The sequence below is a fragment of the Mucilaginibacter sp. P4_A11 genome, assembly GCF_056402535.1.
Genome location: NZ_JBFUHE010000003.1, coordinates 406,129 through 422,660, shown reverse-complemented (window position 1 = coordinate 422,660; position 16,532 = coordinate 406,129). Strand labels below are relative to the sequence as shown.

General features: G+C 41.8%; 9 protein-coding genes. 5 read left to right on the top strand and 4 right to left on the bottom strand.

Annotated elements, in window-relative coordinates; all coding sequences use genetic code 11:
- Positions 1-145: 145 nt before the first annotated feature.
- The 4 genes from AC1DUD_RS08750 to AC1DUD_RS08735 all read right to left on the bottom strand — a co-directional run bounded on the left by AC1DUD_RS08750 (position 146) and on the right by AC1DUD_RS08735 (position 5,212).
- Complete coding sequence (locus tag AC1DUD_RS08750; protein ID WP_477373650.1) at positions 146-931, bottom strand: amidohydrolase; 786 nt, start codon at positions 929-931, stop codon at positions 146-148.
- 105 nt (positions 932-1,036) lie between these two features.
- The gene (locus AC1DUD_RS08745) at positions 1,037-2,182 is read right to left on the bottom strand and encodes a methionine aminotransferase (RefSeq protein ID WP_477373648.1); all 1,146 of its coding nucleotides are present in this window, start codon (positions 2,180-2,182) and stop codon (positions 1,037-1,039) included.
- 135 nt (positions 2,183-2,317) lie between these two features.
- Complete coding sequence (locus AC1DUD_RS08740; protein ID WP_477373646.1) at positions 2,318-3,046, bottom strand: DUF4184 family protein; 729 nt, start codon at positions 3,044-3,046, stop codon at positions 2,318-2,320.
- Between the two features lie 15 nt (positions 3,047-3,061).
- Positions 3,062-5,212 carry an FUSC family membrane protein gene (locus tag AC1DUD_RS08735; protein ID WP_477373644.1) on the bottom strand — a complete coding sequence of 717 codons (2,151 nt, stop codon included), beginning with the start codon at positions 5,210-5,212 and terminating at the stop codon, positions 3,062-3,064.
- Between the two features lie 274 nt (positions 5,213-5,486).
- Here AC1DUD_RS08735 and AC1DUD_RS08730 point away from each other — a divergent pair, with 274 nt between their 5' ends.
- The 5 genes from AC1DUD_RS08730 to AC1DUD_RS08710 all read left to right on the top strand — a co-directional run bounded on the left by AC1DUD_RS08730 (position 5,487) and on the right by AC1DUD_RS08710 (position 16,266).
- The gene (locus AC1DUD_RS08730; RefSeq protein ID WP_477373641.1) at positions 5,487-8,063 is read left to right on the top strand and encodes a phosphoenolpyruvate carboxylase; all 2,577 of its coding nucleotides are present in this window, start codon (positions 5,487-5,489) and stop codon (positions 8,061-8,063) included.
- Between the two features lie 605 nt (positions 8,064-8,668).
- Positions 8,669-10,816 (top strand): S9 family peptidase, encoded by a 2,148-nt coding sequence (locus AC1DUD_RS08725; RefSeq protein WP_477373639.1) that lies wholly within the window; start codon positions 8,669-8,671, stop codon positions 10,814-10,816.
- 292 nt (positions 10,817-11,108) lie between these two features.
- Complete coding sequence (locus AC1DUD_RS08720) at positions 11,109-12,911, top strand: M61 family metallopeptidase (RefSeq protein WP_477373637.1); 1,803 nt, start codon at positions 11,109-11,111, stop codon at positions 12,909-12,911.
- A 130-nt stretch (positions 12,912-13,041) separates the two neighbouring features.
- The gene (locus tag AC1DUD_RS08715) at positions 13,042-15,276 is read left to right on the top strand and encodes a S41 family peptidase (protein ID WP_477373635.1); all 2,235 of its coding nucleotides are present in this window, start codon (positions 13,042-13,044) and stop codon (positions 15,274-15,276) included.
- A 36-nt stretch (positions 15,277-15,312) separates the two neighbouring features.
- Positions 15,313-16,266: an adenylyltransferase/cytidyltransferase family protein gene (locus AC1DUD_RS08710; RefSeq protein ID WP_477373633.1), complete on the top strand. Its 954-nt coding sequence runs from the start codon at positions 15,313-15,315 to the stop codon at positions 16,264-16,266.
- The last annotated feature ends 266 nt before the right edge of the window (positions 16,267-16,532 follow it).

Here is a 16,532-nt window from a genome sequence, read left to right as displayed (position 1 = left end):
AGAAGGGAGGAGGGTTGTCTCAACTGGAATTAAACGAATTTGAAGAATTTATTGAATTTTAACTTCTGGTCATTCAATAAATTCTTCAAATTCCGGTTCAGACAAAAATCAGGGTGATCCTTAAATCCTATGAATCAGGGTTCCTTCAGATATTTATTTCAAAGTCATCTGCGTCTTTTAAAAACGGTAGGGCGGTTCGTACTTTTTCAACTTCATCGCCTATGATGCTAAAAGTATAAAGGTCTTCTTCATCGCGTTTGTAATAAACCACCTTGCCGTTGGGATCGATACAGGTAGAATCACCGCTGTGATAAACTTCGTTGCCATCATGACCTACACGGTTTACCGCAATCACATACGACTGGTTTTCAATCGCGCGCGCAGGTATCAGGGTACGCCAGTGTGCAGCCCTGCGTTCGGGCCAGTTGGCTACTACTATAAGCAGATCGTAAGGGTTTTCGTCGATATTGCGCAGCCACACCGGGAAACGCAGGTCATAACAGATCACCGGGCAAATTTTCCAGCCGTTCAGTTCTACAAAAAGTTTTTTTGTGCCGGCGGTGTAGGTATTATGTTCGCTGCCAAGTGCAAAGAGGTGGCGTTTGTCGTAATGTTCATGGGTGCCGTCGGGGCGCATCCAAATTAACCGGTTATAGTATTTGCCGGCTTCTTTAATAATAATGGTCCCGGTTATCACACAATCATATTGTTTGGCTGTTTTTTCCATCCATTGCATGGTTTTACCATTCATGGGTTCGGCCAGTTCAGCGGCATTCATGGTGAAGCCTGTAGTGAACATTTCGGGCAGGATGATGAGATCTGTTTTCTCGCGGATCCCGCCAGAGAGCCTGAGTGTAATATTCTGAAGATTTTTATCGGTATTTTCCCAAAAAAGGTAGCCTTGAAAAACAGTAATTTTAAGATTCTCCATATTAGTTCATGGTTAATAGATCATAGTTCATGGTAAAAATGTATGATGATCTAATGGTCTACAATTGTAAATTTAATCATTTGGCTATGATTCATTAACCAAAAATTAAATGCGAATTAACCTATCAACGGCTTTATCTAAAGTTTCTTGTCTTTTGGCGAAACAAAACCTTAACACATGGTGATCAATCCCCTTGCTATAAAAGGCCGAAACAGGTATAGATGCTACTCCAAATTCCTTTGCTATGCGGATAGAAAAGTCGGCGTCTTTTTCGTCGGTAATGCCGAGGTAACTTACTGATTGAAAGTATGATCCTGAGCATGGTAAAAGCTCAAAACGGGTTTGTTCGAGGCCTTTTCTGAAGTAGTCCCGTTTCTCCCTGAAAAATTCTGCCAGGCCAAGATAAGTTTCTTCATTTTTTAAATGTTCGGCAATGGCATATTGGATAGGGGTATTCACGGCGAACACCAAAAACTGGTGGATCTTCCTGAACTCACTCATAAGATAGGCCGGTGCCATGCAATATCCAACTTTCCAACCTGTAGCATGAAAAGGTTTGCCGAAAGATGCTACAATGAAACTGCGTTGCTGTAACTCCGGATAGCGGGCCATGCTGTGATGGGTTTCGCCATCGTATATCAGGTGCTCGTATACTTCATCGCTCAGGATCAGAATGTCCCGGTTTTTTACCAGCGCACTCAATTCATCGATATCCTCTTTATGCAAAATGGTTGCCGTTGGATTATGCGGTGAGTTAAGGATGATCATTTTTGTTTTTTGGTTGATCAACCGCTTAACCATGTCCCACGCAATACGATAATTGGGCGGCTCAAGGGCCAGTGATTTTACTACGCCGCCCATCAATTTAATAGCAGGAGCATAACAATCAAAAGCGGGCTCAAAAATGATCACTTCATCATTAGGATGTATTACGGCGCTTATAGCCGTAAATATGGCTTGTGTACCGCCGGCCGTGATGGTGATCTCCGTTTCGGGGTTATAAACAGCGCCGTAAAGTTTTTCGGTTTTTTCGGCAATGCCCTCTCTTAAAGCCATAACACCAGCCATGGGGGCATATTGATTGTGCCCTGCTTTCATAGCTTTATTTACAAGCTCGATCAGCTCGGGCGAACAGTCGTAATCAGGAAAACCCTGCGACAGATTTATTGCACCCAACTCGTTGGCCAGGGCCGACATGACGGTGAATATGGTGGTTCCGGTTTGGGGTAATTTTGAAACTACGGGTATCATCAATGGCTAAAGTAGGGAAAAATCATCATGAACCTATCCACACAACCGGGTATTTTTTGTATTTAGAAATATTTTAATTTAAAGGTTTAAACATATTTGGAATGTTTTATCAGGAGATTTTGGCTGGAAAACGTTTTACTTCTCAGGTGAGAAAAAGCTTCTAAAAATTATCGGGACAATTATTGTCGCTAACAAAAATGCCGAAATAACTGATACAACTACATTGGCTATGATCCGGTAGTCGGGTGTTATCCAAAATCTAAAAGCAATTACAATTGCAGTAGAAACAGCCACCAGGATCCAGTATTTTGAAGCGGGTGAGTTTGCTTGCCGGCTAACCTTCATTCTTAGGAAGTAACAAATTATATATATGGAACTGATCAGTGTAAATGAGTGTTGAAGGATTTTATAAAGAGGAACGGCCGCTATAATGGTTTTGTTAAATATTGCCGGAAATAATTTGACGAAGTAGCCAGCTGGATGGGTAAAAGCATCTAAAAACAAATGAGAACAGGCGCCAATAAAGATCGAAAGTAAAACTACAAGCCAGTGTTTTTTAAAATGGTTGTTCCAGTTAAAGGTTTTATATGGAGATAAACGCTTGCTTAAAACCGCGGGCAGATTGTCGTATAAATTATTCCGGACAATGTTGCGGAATAGGAATGCTAACAATATACCCAAAGGAATATCGAACCAGAACAATCCCATGACGGTATGGCTATAAACGCTGTAGATGCGCATCCTGATAAAATATTCGAAATCGGGTACAAGAGCCCCTGCTATCAAACCGGTTAAAGAAAACCACCGGGATTTAAGGTTATCAAGTGGTAAAATTATAGCAGGATGCGCAAATGTAAAAGGCATAGGTTTTTTGAATATCTAAACTAAAATACTATCCGTGATCTTGGTAATATCATAGCTGATCTTATTGATAAAGCCTAATTGTTCTTTCAATAAAGCATCCTCTGCCTGGGCCACAGGTTTTTGAGCTTCCGGGTTAACCGGTGGGATTTTACCTATATTAAACTCAATGTTTTGAGCCTGCAACTTTTGCCCGGTTTCATTCAGCACGGTTATGCTTTTTTTGATCAGCTTCATGGCTTCGGGGTGTGCAACAGGTATTTCCTTTTTGCTTTGTGCTGACGCAATGGTAGCTATGTACGATGAAAGGATATGGTTAAGCACCACAAATTTGTGCACCTCTTTTATTTTACGCTGCTTGCTCTTAGGCTCCGAGGTCATTCGTTCAAACGCGGCCGAAAGGTTGGCCGATTTTACATAAACCTCCTTGCGTGCCAGTTTGTAAGTAGTAATGCTGATCATCTTGCCCGAAATGCTTTCGGCAATGGTCACCAGGTAGTTGATATTGGCCACGAGGACCTCCCTCAATGTTTCCTGGATCTGTTCAAACTCCCAGGTTGGGAAAATGAGGTAGCTGGCCACCAGGGCAATAGTTGAACCTATAATGGTATCCAATATCCTTTCCTGGGCTACATTGAGCAGGCCTACACCTAAAAATTTGAAGAGGATAAGTACATACGGCGTCATGAAAATTACGCTTACTACATAATTAAGACGTTGAAAGCTGTACGCGCCCATCATAAATACTACCAGGAAAATAAACTGTACAGTAGCATTGGGGATAAAAGTAAGTATGGCAATACCAATAACGCCCCCGCCAATGGTGCCTATTAAACGCTGATAATTACGCTGTTTAGAAAGGCTGAAGCCTGGTTTCAATATTACAATAATGGTGAGCAATACCCAGTAACTGTGGTGCCCTAATGATACCAGCTTAGCCGTAATAAAACCTACCAAACATACCAGCGCCACCCGCAAGGCATGTTTGAATGCGCCGGATGCCAGCGTAAAGTTGTCGAAGAAAATATGGGGGGCGAAATCCTGGTGGGTTACGAATGCCGTATACTCTACATCGCCTTTGGGCTCGCCCAATGATTCGGCTGCTTTTGAGCTGTAGTATTTATATATATTATTGATGCCCTCGCCAAGCGAACGCAGGTTTACCAGGATCTTTTTAAGCACAAGGTTGCTGGTTTCCTGGTTGTTTTTGCCGATAGAGTCAATCTTTACTTTGAGTTTTTCCAGTTCGATATTAAAATCGGTGAGATGGCGGCGGCGCGTGTTTGATAATACTATGTAGGCTATATCTTCAAGTTCATCGGCCATGTTGTGGATAATACGGGCAATTTCTGAGAGTACCCCTGTGTCTTTAAATTTTTCGCGGATGTGATTATAATCATAGTGCGTGGCCATGATCTGCTCAAAAATATCAACCAGGTCAACAAAGGTGAGTACCAGGATCCTGCTCGGGGCTGTTGACTCGCGGGCCATGATACGGCTTTTAAAAAGTAATTCGCGTACGGCATCCTGGTGCTGGCTCACCTGGATCTGTTTGGAAACCAGCTTACGGTAGTTTTCGTCTATATCGGTATCTGACAAATAAAAGTCAGCCTTGATGCGTAAAAAACGTGCTATATCGGTCACGTTTTCGCCAAGCGCCTGTTGTGCCGCACGATAGGGGCGGATGCCGAAAAACAACAGACTGAAGATCATATACCAAACACCGCCGGCTAAAATGGTTGCGCTGTAACCCAATACTTCGGGAGCTGCCAGGGCCTTATCCATCATGAAGATCATGATGAGTAATGAACAAGTGCCTACCGATGCCGCCCTGTTGCCATAAACGGTGAACATGGAAAACAAAAACGCAAAAAATGTGATCTCGATACCAAGTGTAACTACATTGAGCCGCGCAAAACCCGTAATAACAGCTACCAAAAATAAACAGAGGTTGCCGGCTGCCATAGCGTTACGTTTGTGCGATACAGGCCCTGGGGTATCAATAACGCAGATACATAATGCACCCAACGAAAGGGTAAGGCCAAGATCGAATTTATCAAACTGCATCAGTAGCAGGGAGGGGAGTAAAATACCTATGCAGATCCGGATCCCATCAGAAAAATATTGACTGTAAAAGAAACTTTTTATTTCCCTGATGTTTATAGACATGGTAGTTGCAGCTTTATAAATAACAGAACTATTATAAGCAATTTTGTTTGTTCGGGCTGTTTTTATTAAATATAATTTATAGCCCTGAAATGGCGCTTCGAATTTACAGAATTTTAATTTTAGTATGTATTTTTAATGAAAATGGCATTAATTGAAGTTTTGTGTTAATAAATATTTACTTTTTGATGAAATTAAATTAAAGATCAGTAAATTCACCCCCCGGAAAAGGCCAAAAGCTAAACCAATCAATTTTACCTCAATTTAATTTTTTACTATGTCGCCAACGTTAAAACTCAGCCAAAGAGAAGCAGCCTTTAATAACGAGGTTGTTACCCGATTTGAGTTATATAACAGTTTGTTTCAAACGCTTCCGTTTTACCAGGTAAAGGATACTGGTATTTTATTACCGTTCTTCAGTTCGCATTGCGAAAAGGGTGCTATTACGCATGATTCGCCGACAGACATTATCGAATCATTTTTCGAAAAGTACGTACCGGATATCGATCACCGTGAGCAGATCAACCGCATGTTCAGGTTTATTCAATATATCGAACGCCAGGTAGTTTTGTTTGATGCTATTGAAGATTCATCCTTTAATAAAATAGGTAAGTTTGATGATAGCGGTACCCTGCAAAGTTTATTGCAGCATGCTGCCATCAGTGATGAAAGCCGCAATGATATCAGCGAAAAACTAAAGGATTTTTCGTTGCGACTGGTACTTACCGCTCACCCTACGCAGTTTTATCCCGGTACGGTGCTTGGCATCATGACCGATTTGATTGAAGCTGTAAAAACCAATGATATCAATAACATTGATGTATTGCTGCAGCAATTAGGTAAAACACCTTTCTTTAATAAAACATCGCCAACACCGGTTGATGAGGCTGTTAGCCTTTCCTGGTTTTTGGAAAATATATTTTACCATGCGGTATCAGGCATTCAGTCAAAACTGGAAGAAGAATTTGATATTGACGCTGCAAGCCGTCAGAACCTGGAGCTTGGTTTCTGGCCAGGCGGCGACCGTGACGGTAACCCTAACGTAACCACGCAAACTACTAAAGAGGTAGCCAGCTTTTTAAGGCAAAGGTTATTCAGGTGTTACTACCGTGATTTCAGGGTACTGAAACGTCGTATTACTTTCCGCGGCGTTGAACAGGCCATGACCAAACTGGAGAACCTGTTTTATAAAAATGCAAATGAGCAGTTAACCCCGGTTAATCTGCAGGGCGAAATACTGGAACTGTTGTTATCTATAAAGGAAGTTATCCTGAAGGATCACGATGGTTTATTTGTTGATATTGTTGAAGATATGATCCAGAAGGTGCGCCTTTTTGGATGTTATTTCGCTACGTTGGATATCAGGCAGGATAGCCGCATTTTACGCAAGGTATTTGAATACGGTACCCAAAATATTGATACTGGTGTGCTTGAAGGCTATTCAGAATTAAGCGAGGATGAAAAAGTAAAGAGCATCACCTTTAAAGAGGCTGATTTTGTTTGCCCTGAAGAGGAAAAGGATGCCATGATCCATGATACGCTGGATACCATCAGGCTGGTTAAACAGATCCAGGAGGGTAATGGTGAAAGGGCCTGTCAGCGCTTTATCATCAGTAACTGCCAGCGTGCATCTGATATTCTGCAACTGATCGACCTGTTTTTATGGAGCGGTTGGAAAAAAGATAACCTGAGCATCGACTTCATGCCGCTGTTTGAAACCGTGAACGATTTGGAACATGCTGCCGCTATTATGGAGCAGTTGTATACCCATCCGTTTTATGCCGAGCACCTGAAAAACAGGGGCAGCCAGCAAACGATCATGCTTGGTTTCTCTGACAGTACTAAAGACGGTGGTTACCTGATGGCTAACTGGTCGATATATAAAGCTAAGGTTGAGCTTACCGCTATTGCCCGCAAATATGGTATTCAACTGGCGTTTTTTGACGGCAGAGGAGGCCCGCCTGCACGTGGTGGTGGTAAAACACACCGTTTCTATGCGTCGATGGGTAAAGAGATTGCCAATGAGCATATTCAATTAACTATCCAGGGGCAAACTGTAAGTTCGCAATACGGCTCGGTTGAAACCGCAAGGTTTAACATGGAGCAGCTGATCAATGCCGGTGTTATTTCGGCACTGCACCCTAACCGTAACGATCTGTTGGATAACCGCCATAAAGAACTCATCCAGCAAATGGCCGATGTGAGCTACAAGCTGTTTATCGATCTGCGCGCGCATCCTTTATTTGTTGAATATCTGGAAAAATTCAGTCCGCTGAAATTACTGTCAAGGATCAATATCAGCAGTCGGCCAACCAAGCGGAATGCTGGTGCGCAGCTAAAACTGGAAGATCTGAGGGCTATCAGTTTTGTAACCTCATGGAGCCAGCTTAAACAAAACATCCCGGGCTTTTATGGTGTGGGCACAGCGCTTAAACAGGTTAAGGAAACCGGCGGCTGGGACGAGGTTAAAGAACTGTACCAAACTTCAGGATTCTTCAAAACTATGCTGGATAACTGTATGATGTCGATGTCAAAATCAGATTTCAGGGTTACCGCATATCTTGAAAAAGATGAAAAGTTTGGTGCTTTCTGGAAAGTGCTGAAGGATGAGTTTGTACTTACCCGTGAGATGTTACTTGAACTAACCGGCAGCACTGTACTAATGGAAGAATATCCGGTTGAGCGCCGTTCTATCGCAATCCGCGAGAAAATCGTTTTGCCGCTGGTTATCATTCAGCATTACGCCCTGCAATGTATGAACTATGAAAAAGACACTGAGCTTAACGATGTTTATAATAAGCTGGTGATCCGCACAGTTTACGGTATTGTAAATGCCGGGCGTAATTTGGCCTAAGAGTTTATTGTTTTAATTTATATCCCCATCCACCTGTTAGCAATAGCAGGTGGATTTTTTGTTGGGGGGAGGTGAGTGAGTGGTTTGGTGTTAGTTGTTTTTTTTAGTAAGATATTGATTTTTAATTGTTTAATTAGTTTTGTTAGGGTTTTCTTAACCCTGTTAACCCCTCCAGTTGCTTTCCTCTCGCAGGTTTAAGCGTGGACATCTGCACCGTTAATTTAAGAAAAAAGCGCAGGATTGTGCGATTTCTCTCTTAAGGGTAATAGTCCATGTATTGACAGTTAAAGCAAATTGGTATGGCGCATAGTTGACTCACCCGGTCTGCGCTGCGCTGGACCACCCTCTCTTCGCCTTTGGCGGAAAGAGGGTAAAGAAAAAATGAGGATAAAATCCCCTCTTTACGCTTGCGTAGAGAAGGGTGACGAGCGAAGCGATGTCGGGGTGAGTAAATACGCATCTTGATCTTACACCGCTATTGCCTTTTCCATCTTTTTTATCCACAACCACCGCAACCCCTACGCATCTTGATCTTACACCGCTATTGCCTTTTTCATTTCTTAAACCTAACTTTAAAAGGTTCAGTACTTTAAACCTTTTATCCGATGAAAAAAATCATTATTCCGGTAAGTATTTTGATCTTTGCCGCTTCATGCAAACAAAATACTCCAAGTACTATGTATAAATGGCCCGATGTAAAACCACCCGTTGCCGAAGTTAAACCGCATATCCGCACCATCCACAATGATACCRTTACCGATAATTATTACTGGATGATAGATTACTTTAAGAAAGGCCCCGACAGCACCAAAGCGGTGGATTACCTGAAAGCCGAAAATGCTTACCAGGACACCATGATGAGCGGTACTAAAAATTTTCAAAAGGTATTGTTTGATGAAATGAAGGCAAGGATAAAGGAGAAGGACGAATCGGTACCGGTATTTAAAAATGGATACTATTATTATTCGCGTACCGATGAAGGGAAGGAATATTACAAATATTGCCGCAAAAAAGGCAGCCTTGATGCTAAAGAAGAGGTATTGCTTGATGTGGATGAGTTAGCCAAAGGTCATAGTTACTATTCGGCCAATGGTTTTAACATCAGTCCGGATAATAAACTGCTGGCTTATGGGGTGGATATGGTTTCACGTCGTCAATATACCATTCATATTAAAAACCTGGAAACAGGAGAGGTTTATGCTGATGCTATAACTGACGCAACAGGTGGTTCGGTTTGGGCTAACGATAATAAAACACTTTTCTATACCGCTAAAAATGCCGAAACATTATTAACGGAAAAGATCAAACGGCATTTGTTAGGTACCAAAGAGACCGATGATGTTGTTGTTTATGAAGAGAAGGATAAATCGAACTATATAGGCGTAGATAAGTCAAAATCAGGCAGCTTTATCTTTATCCAGTCGAGCGCTACTTTATCATCGGAGTTTAGGTACCTGGATGCCAATAAACCTAACGATGCATTTAAGGTTTTTCAGCCACGCATTAAAGACGTGCTGTATAGCGTTACCGCGCTTGCCGATAAGTTTTTGATAGTAACCAACCAAAATGCCATCAATTTTAAACTGATGGAGTGCCCGCTTGATAAAACTGAAAGCAGTAACTGGAAAGAAGTATTGCCGCACCGTAAGGATGTATTGCTGGAAGGGGTTGAAGAGTTTAAGGATTATATCGTGATCACCGAGCGTAAAAGCGGACTGAGCCAGTTCAGGGTACGCAACCTTGCATCAAATCAGGAGCATTATGTTGATTTTAAGGAAGCTGCTTATGCTATTTATGTTGGTGCCAATCCCGATTATAACAGTAAGGTATTAAGGTATGGTTACACATCGCTTACCACGCCGTCATCTACTTTTGATTATAACATGGATACCAAAGCATCCAAATTGATGAAGCAGCAGGAGGTATTGGGTGGATATAAAGCCGATGATTATGTAACCGAACGCCTGTATGCAACCGCAACTGATGGCACTAAGGTTCCTATATCGCTGGTTTACAAAAAAGGCTTTGAAAAGAATGGAAACGCGCCTTTGCTGCTTTATGGTTATGGGTCATACGGCTACACCAATGATGTGTATTTTTCGAGTGCCCGACTAAGTTTGCTTGACAGGGGATTTGTTTTCGCGATGGCCGGGATCCGGGGCGGACAGGAAATGGGCCGTCAATGGTACCTGGATGGTAAACTGATGAAAAAGAAAAACACGTTTACCGATTTTATCGACTGCGGCAAATATCTTGTTGATCAAAAATATACCAGTAAAGAACATTTGTATGCCGAAGGTGGAAGCGCCGGTGGTCTCTTGATGGGCGCGGTAGCTAATATGGCTCCCGATCTGTGGCATGGTATCATTGCCGAAGTTCCTTTTGTTGATGTGGTGAACACCATGCTTGATGAAAGTATCCCCCTAACCACCAATGAATTTGATGAATGGGGCAATCCCAAAAATGAGGATGCTTATAAATACATGAAAAGCTATTCGCCGTATGAAAATGTAGAGAAGAAGGCTTATCCAAATATGTTGGTTATAACCGGTTTGCATGATAGCCAGGTACAATATTTTGAACCTGCCAAATGGGTAGCCAAGCTAAGGGCCGACAAAACAGATAATAATGTATTGATGCTGCATACCAATATGGATTATGGCCATGGCGGGGCTTCGGGCAGGTTTGATTATTTAAAGGAAGAGGCATTGAATTACGCGTTTTTATTTGCGCTGGAAGGGGTTGAGAAGTAGGTGTTTGGTGAGTGGTTGATTATGTTGATTGGTGAGTGGTTGGCTTCTTTCTTGTCGCCCTAAAAAACATCACGTCATTGCGAGGAACGAAGCAATCCCAAACTATACAGAGAAATTTGCATAGTCTCTCTGCAAATCGGGGATTGCTTCGTGCCTCGCAATGACGCTTTTTATTGATGCCTATAAATTTTATCTTCTTGAAATAATTCCCCACAACTTTCAGGCTAATTTTCAGCAAGTGCCGGGATAAATAAATCCACGTTTATTATATTCGGCAAAACCCACTCGGATAATGAAATTAGTATCTAAGTTAACCCTATCATTTTGCCTGTTTTTGAGCACCGGGGCGTTGGCCCAGCAGCCTGTTAATATGCAATATTCGGTGTCGATGGAAAAGGCGGCCGAACATTTGTATCATGTTGAGCTCACCAATAAAACCCACCTCAAAACCCTCGATTTTAAAATGTGTGTTTGGACGCCCGGGTACTATCAATTGATAGATTTTGCAGGCGCGGTGCAAAATTTCACTGTTACCGATGCAAAAGGAACTAAGCTTAAGTTTGAGAAACCCACAAAAGATATTTGGAAGGTTGCTAACCCTGCAGCCGGAGATGTAAAGATCTCATATGATGTAAAAGCCGTTGTGCCCTTTGTAGGTAACGTTTATTTGGATGAAACAAGAGGTTATATCACGCCTGGCGGGCTGTTCATGTACCTCGAGCAGGAATTGCGCCATCCGGTTACCATCAAAATGAAGCCTTACAGCAAATGGAGAGACCTGGTAGCTACAGGACTGGACACCTTGAAGGGCCAATATCATGTTTATAAAGCCGCCGATTTTGATGTGCTTTATGACAGTCCGTTTTTAATGGGCGAACTGGAAGTTTTACCGCCATTCAGCGTACAAAACAAACCGCACAATTTTATCGGCTACAAGTTGCCCGCTTTTGACAGGCAGGCCTTTATGGATGACCTGAAAAAGATAGTAGTTACCGGCAGTAATATCATCGGCGAGATACCTTATACTCATTACACTTTTTTATCAATAGGTGCAGGCGGCGGAGGTATTGAGCATTTAAACTCAACTTCGCTAAGCTTTAGCGGTGGAGAAGGGTTTAACACGCCTGAAGCCCGTAAAAAGCTCTACAACTTCATAGCTCACGAGTATTTTCATCATTACAATGTTAAACGCATCAGGCCGGTTGAACTTGGCCCATTTGATTACTCAAAGGAAAACCATACCAATATGCTTTGGGTATCCGAAGGGTTTACGGTTTATTACGAGTACATGATCACCAGGCATGCCGGTTTAATGAATAATGAAGATATGTTTGGCGATTTTCAGAACAACCTGCGTAACTATGAAAACCAGCCGGGGCATTTATATCAATCGGCAACACAGGCCAGTTATGATACCTGGGATGACGGACCTAACGGCAGGCAAGCGGATGATTTTAATAAAACCATCTCTTACTATGATAAAGGGCCGATTTTGGGCTTGATGCTCGATTTTAACATTCGTCATGCTACCCAGAACAAAAAAACGCTTGATGATGTGATGCGCCTGCTTTATTATAAGTATTACAAAAAGCTGAACCGTGGTTTTACCGAGCAGGAATTTAGGAATGAATGCGAAAAAATGGCTGGCATACCTTTAACCGAAGTGTTTGAATATGCATCGACCGTTAAGCCGCCCGATTATCCTAAATATTTTGCTTATGGTGGTTTAGCTGTTGATACTGCAACTAAAGTAGTTTCTGAATCATGGGCCGGTCTTAATGTGCGGCAGCAGGGCGACACCCTCCGGATCAATACTGTCGCTTACAAATCACCAGCCTGGGATAAAGGTATCAGAGGTCGTACGGTTATACTTACGGTTGACGGTGCCCCTGCAACAAAGGATGTGCTTTTCAAAGCTTTCGAAACCAAAAATACAGGAGATAGCTTAACATTGGGTTTGTTAAAGAATGGGGAAAAGAAAGATGTAACCATTGTTTTAGGCAGGTTGAGGGAAAAGACATTTAAAATTACACCCTTGCCAACCCCCGATAAATTACAGGCTGCCATTTTTAAAAGCTGGACAGAAGGTAAGTAGCCTTTGAATGCAGTAAATTTTCATTGAAAAGATTGGGTGCACGTTTTTTTATGTGATTTAATGTTTGCTATATATTAAATCATATAAAATAGCGTTTAGGTTTCATTATAAACTTAACCTATCCAAATCAATGAAAAACAGCCTGCTGCTTTTATCCCTTTTTGCATGTTTATTTAGTTGTAGTAAATCTATTGGTCAAAGTTCCAAAGATGAATTTAACGGTGACTTTGAAAAAATTAATTATGCAAGTAAATACCCGGTCGGCTGGATGCACTCCGATGGGAAGGATTATAAATTCGCGTTGGATAGCAGCACCGTGCAGCATGGCAAATACGCGCTTTCTATCACATCCACAACAGACACTGCCGGGTTTGGTGCTGTTACCTTTGCTATCCCCAAGGCGTTTGAAGGCAGTGAGGTAGAACTGAGAGGTTACCTGAAAACCGAAGGAGTAAACGGAGGTTTCGCTGGTTTTTGGCTTCGGATTGATGGCACATCCGCTTTTGACAATATGCAAGGGCAAAATATACATGGCACAACCGATTGGAAACAATATAGCATTAAACTGCCCTACAATAGCCAAAAGGCTATCAACATAGTTGGCGGCGCGCTCCTGGCAGGTAAGGGGAAAATTTGGTTCGATAATATTGAACTGTTTATTGACGGAAAACCCATTGAAAATGCTGTGCCTAAAAAAGTTATCCGGCTTAAAGCTGATCTGGATACTGCCTTTAAACGTGGATCTGGCATTAATACCATCGCACTCGATCCGCAAGTAACTACCAATTTAAAGCTGCTTGGCCAGATTTGGGGCTTTTTGAAATATCACCATCCTGAAATCGCAAAAGGCAACTATAATATGGATGCGGAGCTTTTTAGGGTGATGCCTGATGTTATCAAGGCCCGTAGTAATAAAGAGTTAAGCAAGGTTCTTGAGCAATGGACTGATAAGCTTGGTAAAGTGAACGCTTGTGATGGCTGTAAACCCAATACAGATAAGAAGGTTAAGCCCATAGCCAACTATGGAAACATCTTCGATCATTCGGTACTCAATAAGTCACTTACCGACAAACTCCAAACTATTTTAGATAACCATAAAATTACTGAAAGCTATTACATAGGCATGACGGGAATAGGTAATCCAATATTTGATCACGAAAGCGGATATTACAACATAAAATATCCGGATGCAGGTTGCCGCTTGCTTTGCCTGTTTAAATATTGGAATATGGTGCAGTACTTTTTTCCTTATAAGCATTTGATAGACAAAGATTGGAACCAAACTTTGCCAGAGTTTATTCCGCAGTTTGTGAACGATAAAAATTCAACAGAATATATACTCACCACGCTCAAGCTTATCAGCAGTATTCATGATACCCACGCCAATATCTGGGGTGGTAATGCTGAGTTGGAAGCTTACCGTGGTAAATACAGACCATCCTTTAAAGCTGGTTTTGTGGAAAACAAATTGGTCATAACCGGTTTTGAATCTGATTCGGTTGCTGTTAAAAAAAGGTTGAGGATAGGGGATGTAATAACGGCTATTAATAATGTTGCCGTCGACGAGCTGATCAGGAAATACCTGCCTATAACTGCCGCGTCCAACTATACTACGCAATTAAGGGATATGCCGGGCAATTATTTATTGAGAAGCAATAACCCGCACTTTGAATTTACAATACAACGGGATGGAAATACTTTAAGTGCAGCTAATGAAGGCGTACTTGTTTCCAGGGCCGGCTTAATGAATAACAGCAATATTAATGTTAAAGATCCGGGCTACTACTTAATAAATGAAAACATCGGGTACGTGTATCCTGCAAAATATCACAACGCGAATCTGCCCGCCATCAGGGAGATGTTTAAGAACACAAAAGGTATTATTGTTGACATGCGCTGTTACCCTTCTGAATTTATGCCTTATACATTTGGTGCGTATATTAAGTCTGGCTCTGCGCCATTTGTTAAGTCTACAAAAGGAAGTATTAATCAGCCGGGTTCATTTGTTGAAGCACCTCCGCTTGATGTTAATCCAGAAAATTCATACCCGGGTAAAGTTATAGTGATCGTAAATGAACAATCACAGAGCCAAGCCGAATTTACTACGATGGCTTTTCAAAGTTCCCCCAATGTTAAGGTTATAGGAAGTACCACGGCGGGTGCGGATGGTGATGTATCGCGAATTGTCTTACCGGGGGGGATAAGTTCGCTATTTTCGGGAATAGGAATATTATACCCTGATGGAACACAAACCCAGCGCAAGGGTGTTAAAATTGATGTAATAGTAAAACCCACCATTAAAGGTATCAAAGCAGGAATTGACGAGCCGCTTGAAAAAGCGAAGGCTTTGATCATGGAGCAGTAATTAAGTTTTTCTAAATTGCGTGTTAAGTAAATTGCAATGAAAATTAGCGAACAAATAGTCAGGTTAAAAAGGTGTGGTATTGACGAAACTGTGTTAGACCGCTACCGTGAACCGCACCGGTTTTATCACACGCTTGAGCACCTGGACAATATTTGGCAACAATTAGAAAGCCAGGGTTACGGTGATAATGATGTATTGCTGCTGGCCACTGTTTTTCATGATATTATTTATGATCCGCGTTCGGCAACAAACGAAGAGGATTCGGCGCAGTATTTTAAAGAGGTGTTTACCGGGGATAGCGCACTTAAGTCACTTGTAATAGATATCATACTAGATTCCAAACATCATAAACCGGGCTCTGCATCATCAGAGGTATTCAGCGCTGCCGATTTAAATATCCTAAAGCAGCCATTCGACAAACTGCTGATTTACGAACAGCAGATATTTAAGGAGTTCCAGTTTGTTGACCACAAAATTTACCGGGAGAAGAGGGTAGAGGTATTGAAAAGTTTGCAGCAGGGCATTAATAACCCTGTCCTGGATTATTTGATAACCTATGTAGGAAACTTTAAACCCCGCATTGCTGTATATCCCGGAAGTTTCAACCCTTTCCATAAAGGACATTATAATATACTGCAAAAGGCTGAACATATTTTTGATAAGGTGATCATAGCCCGCGGCGTTAACCCTGAGAAGGATAAAGCCACTTATGAATTGCCGGATGTTTTAAAATACCGGCAGATTGAAACCTACGAAGGATTACTCACCGAATTTATAGAGGGTCTGGGTTATGATGTTACCATCATTCGTGGGTTAAGAAACGGATCTGATCTGCAATATGAACTAAATCAATACCGCTACCTGCAGGAGTTAGGTGGTAAGAATATTAGTGTAACTGCTATTTTCTGCGATATGGAATTTGAGCATATTTCAAGTACTGGTATCAGGCAGTTGGAAAAATATGGTAAAGCAGGGGAGTATTTGTTGTGATTTGGTGAGTGGTTGGTTTAATGTTTACGAATCTGCGTTAGCGATAGTAGCGGATACCGTCCGTTAGCCAACGGATAATGCCTGTAGGCGTATAGCGCGGGCCGGAGGTAACGCCCATATTGATTTCGGATTTGGGGTTTTCGATTTCGGATTTTTTGTCTGAACTCGAATTTTACGAAATTTTGAGAATTTTTTGAATGTGCTTATCATTCTGTTAATTCCTTAAAATTCAGGTTCAGACAACTATAAAGGCTATTATCCTAACC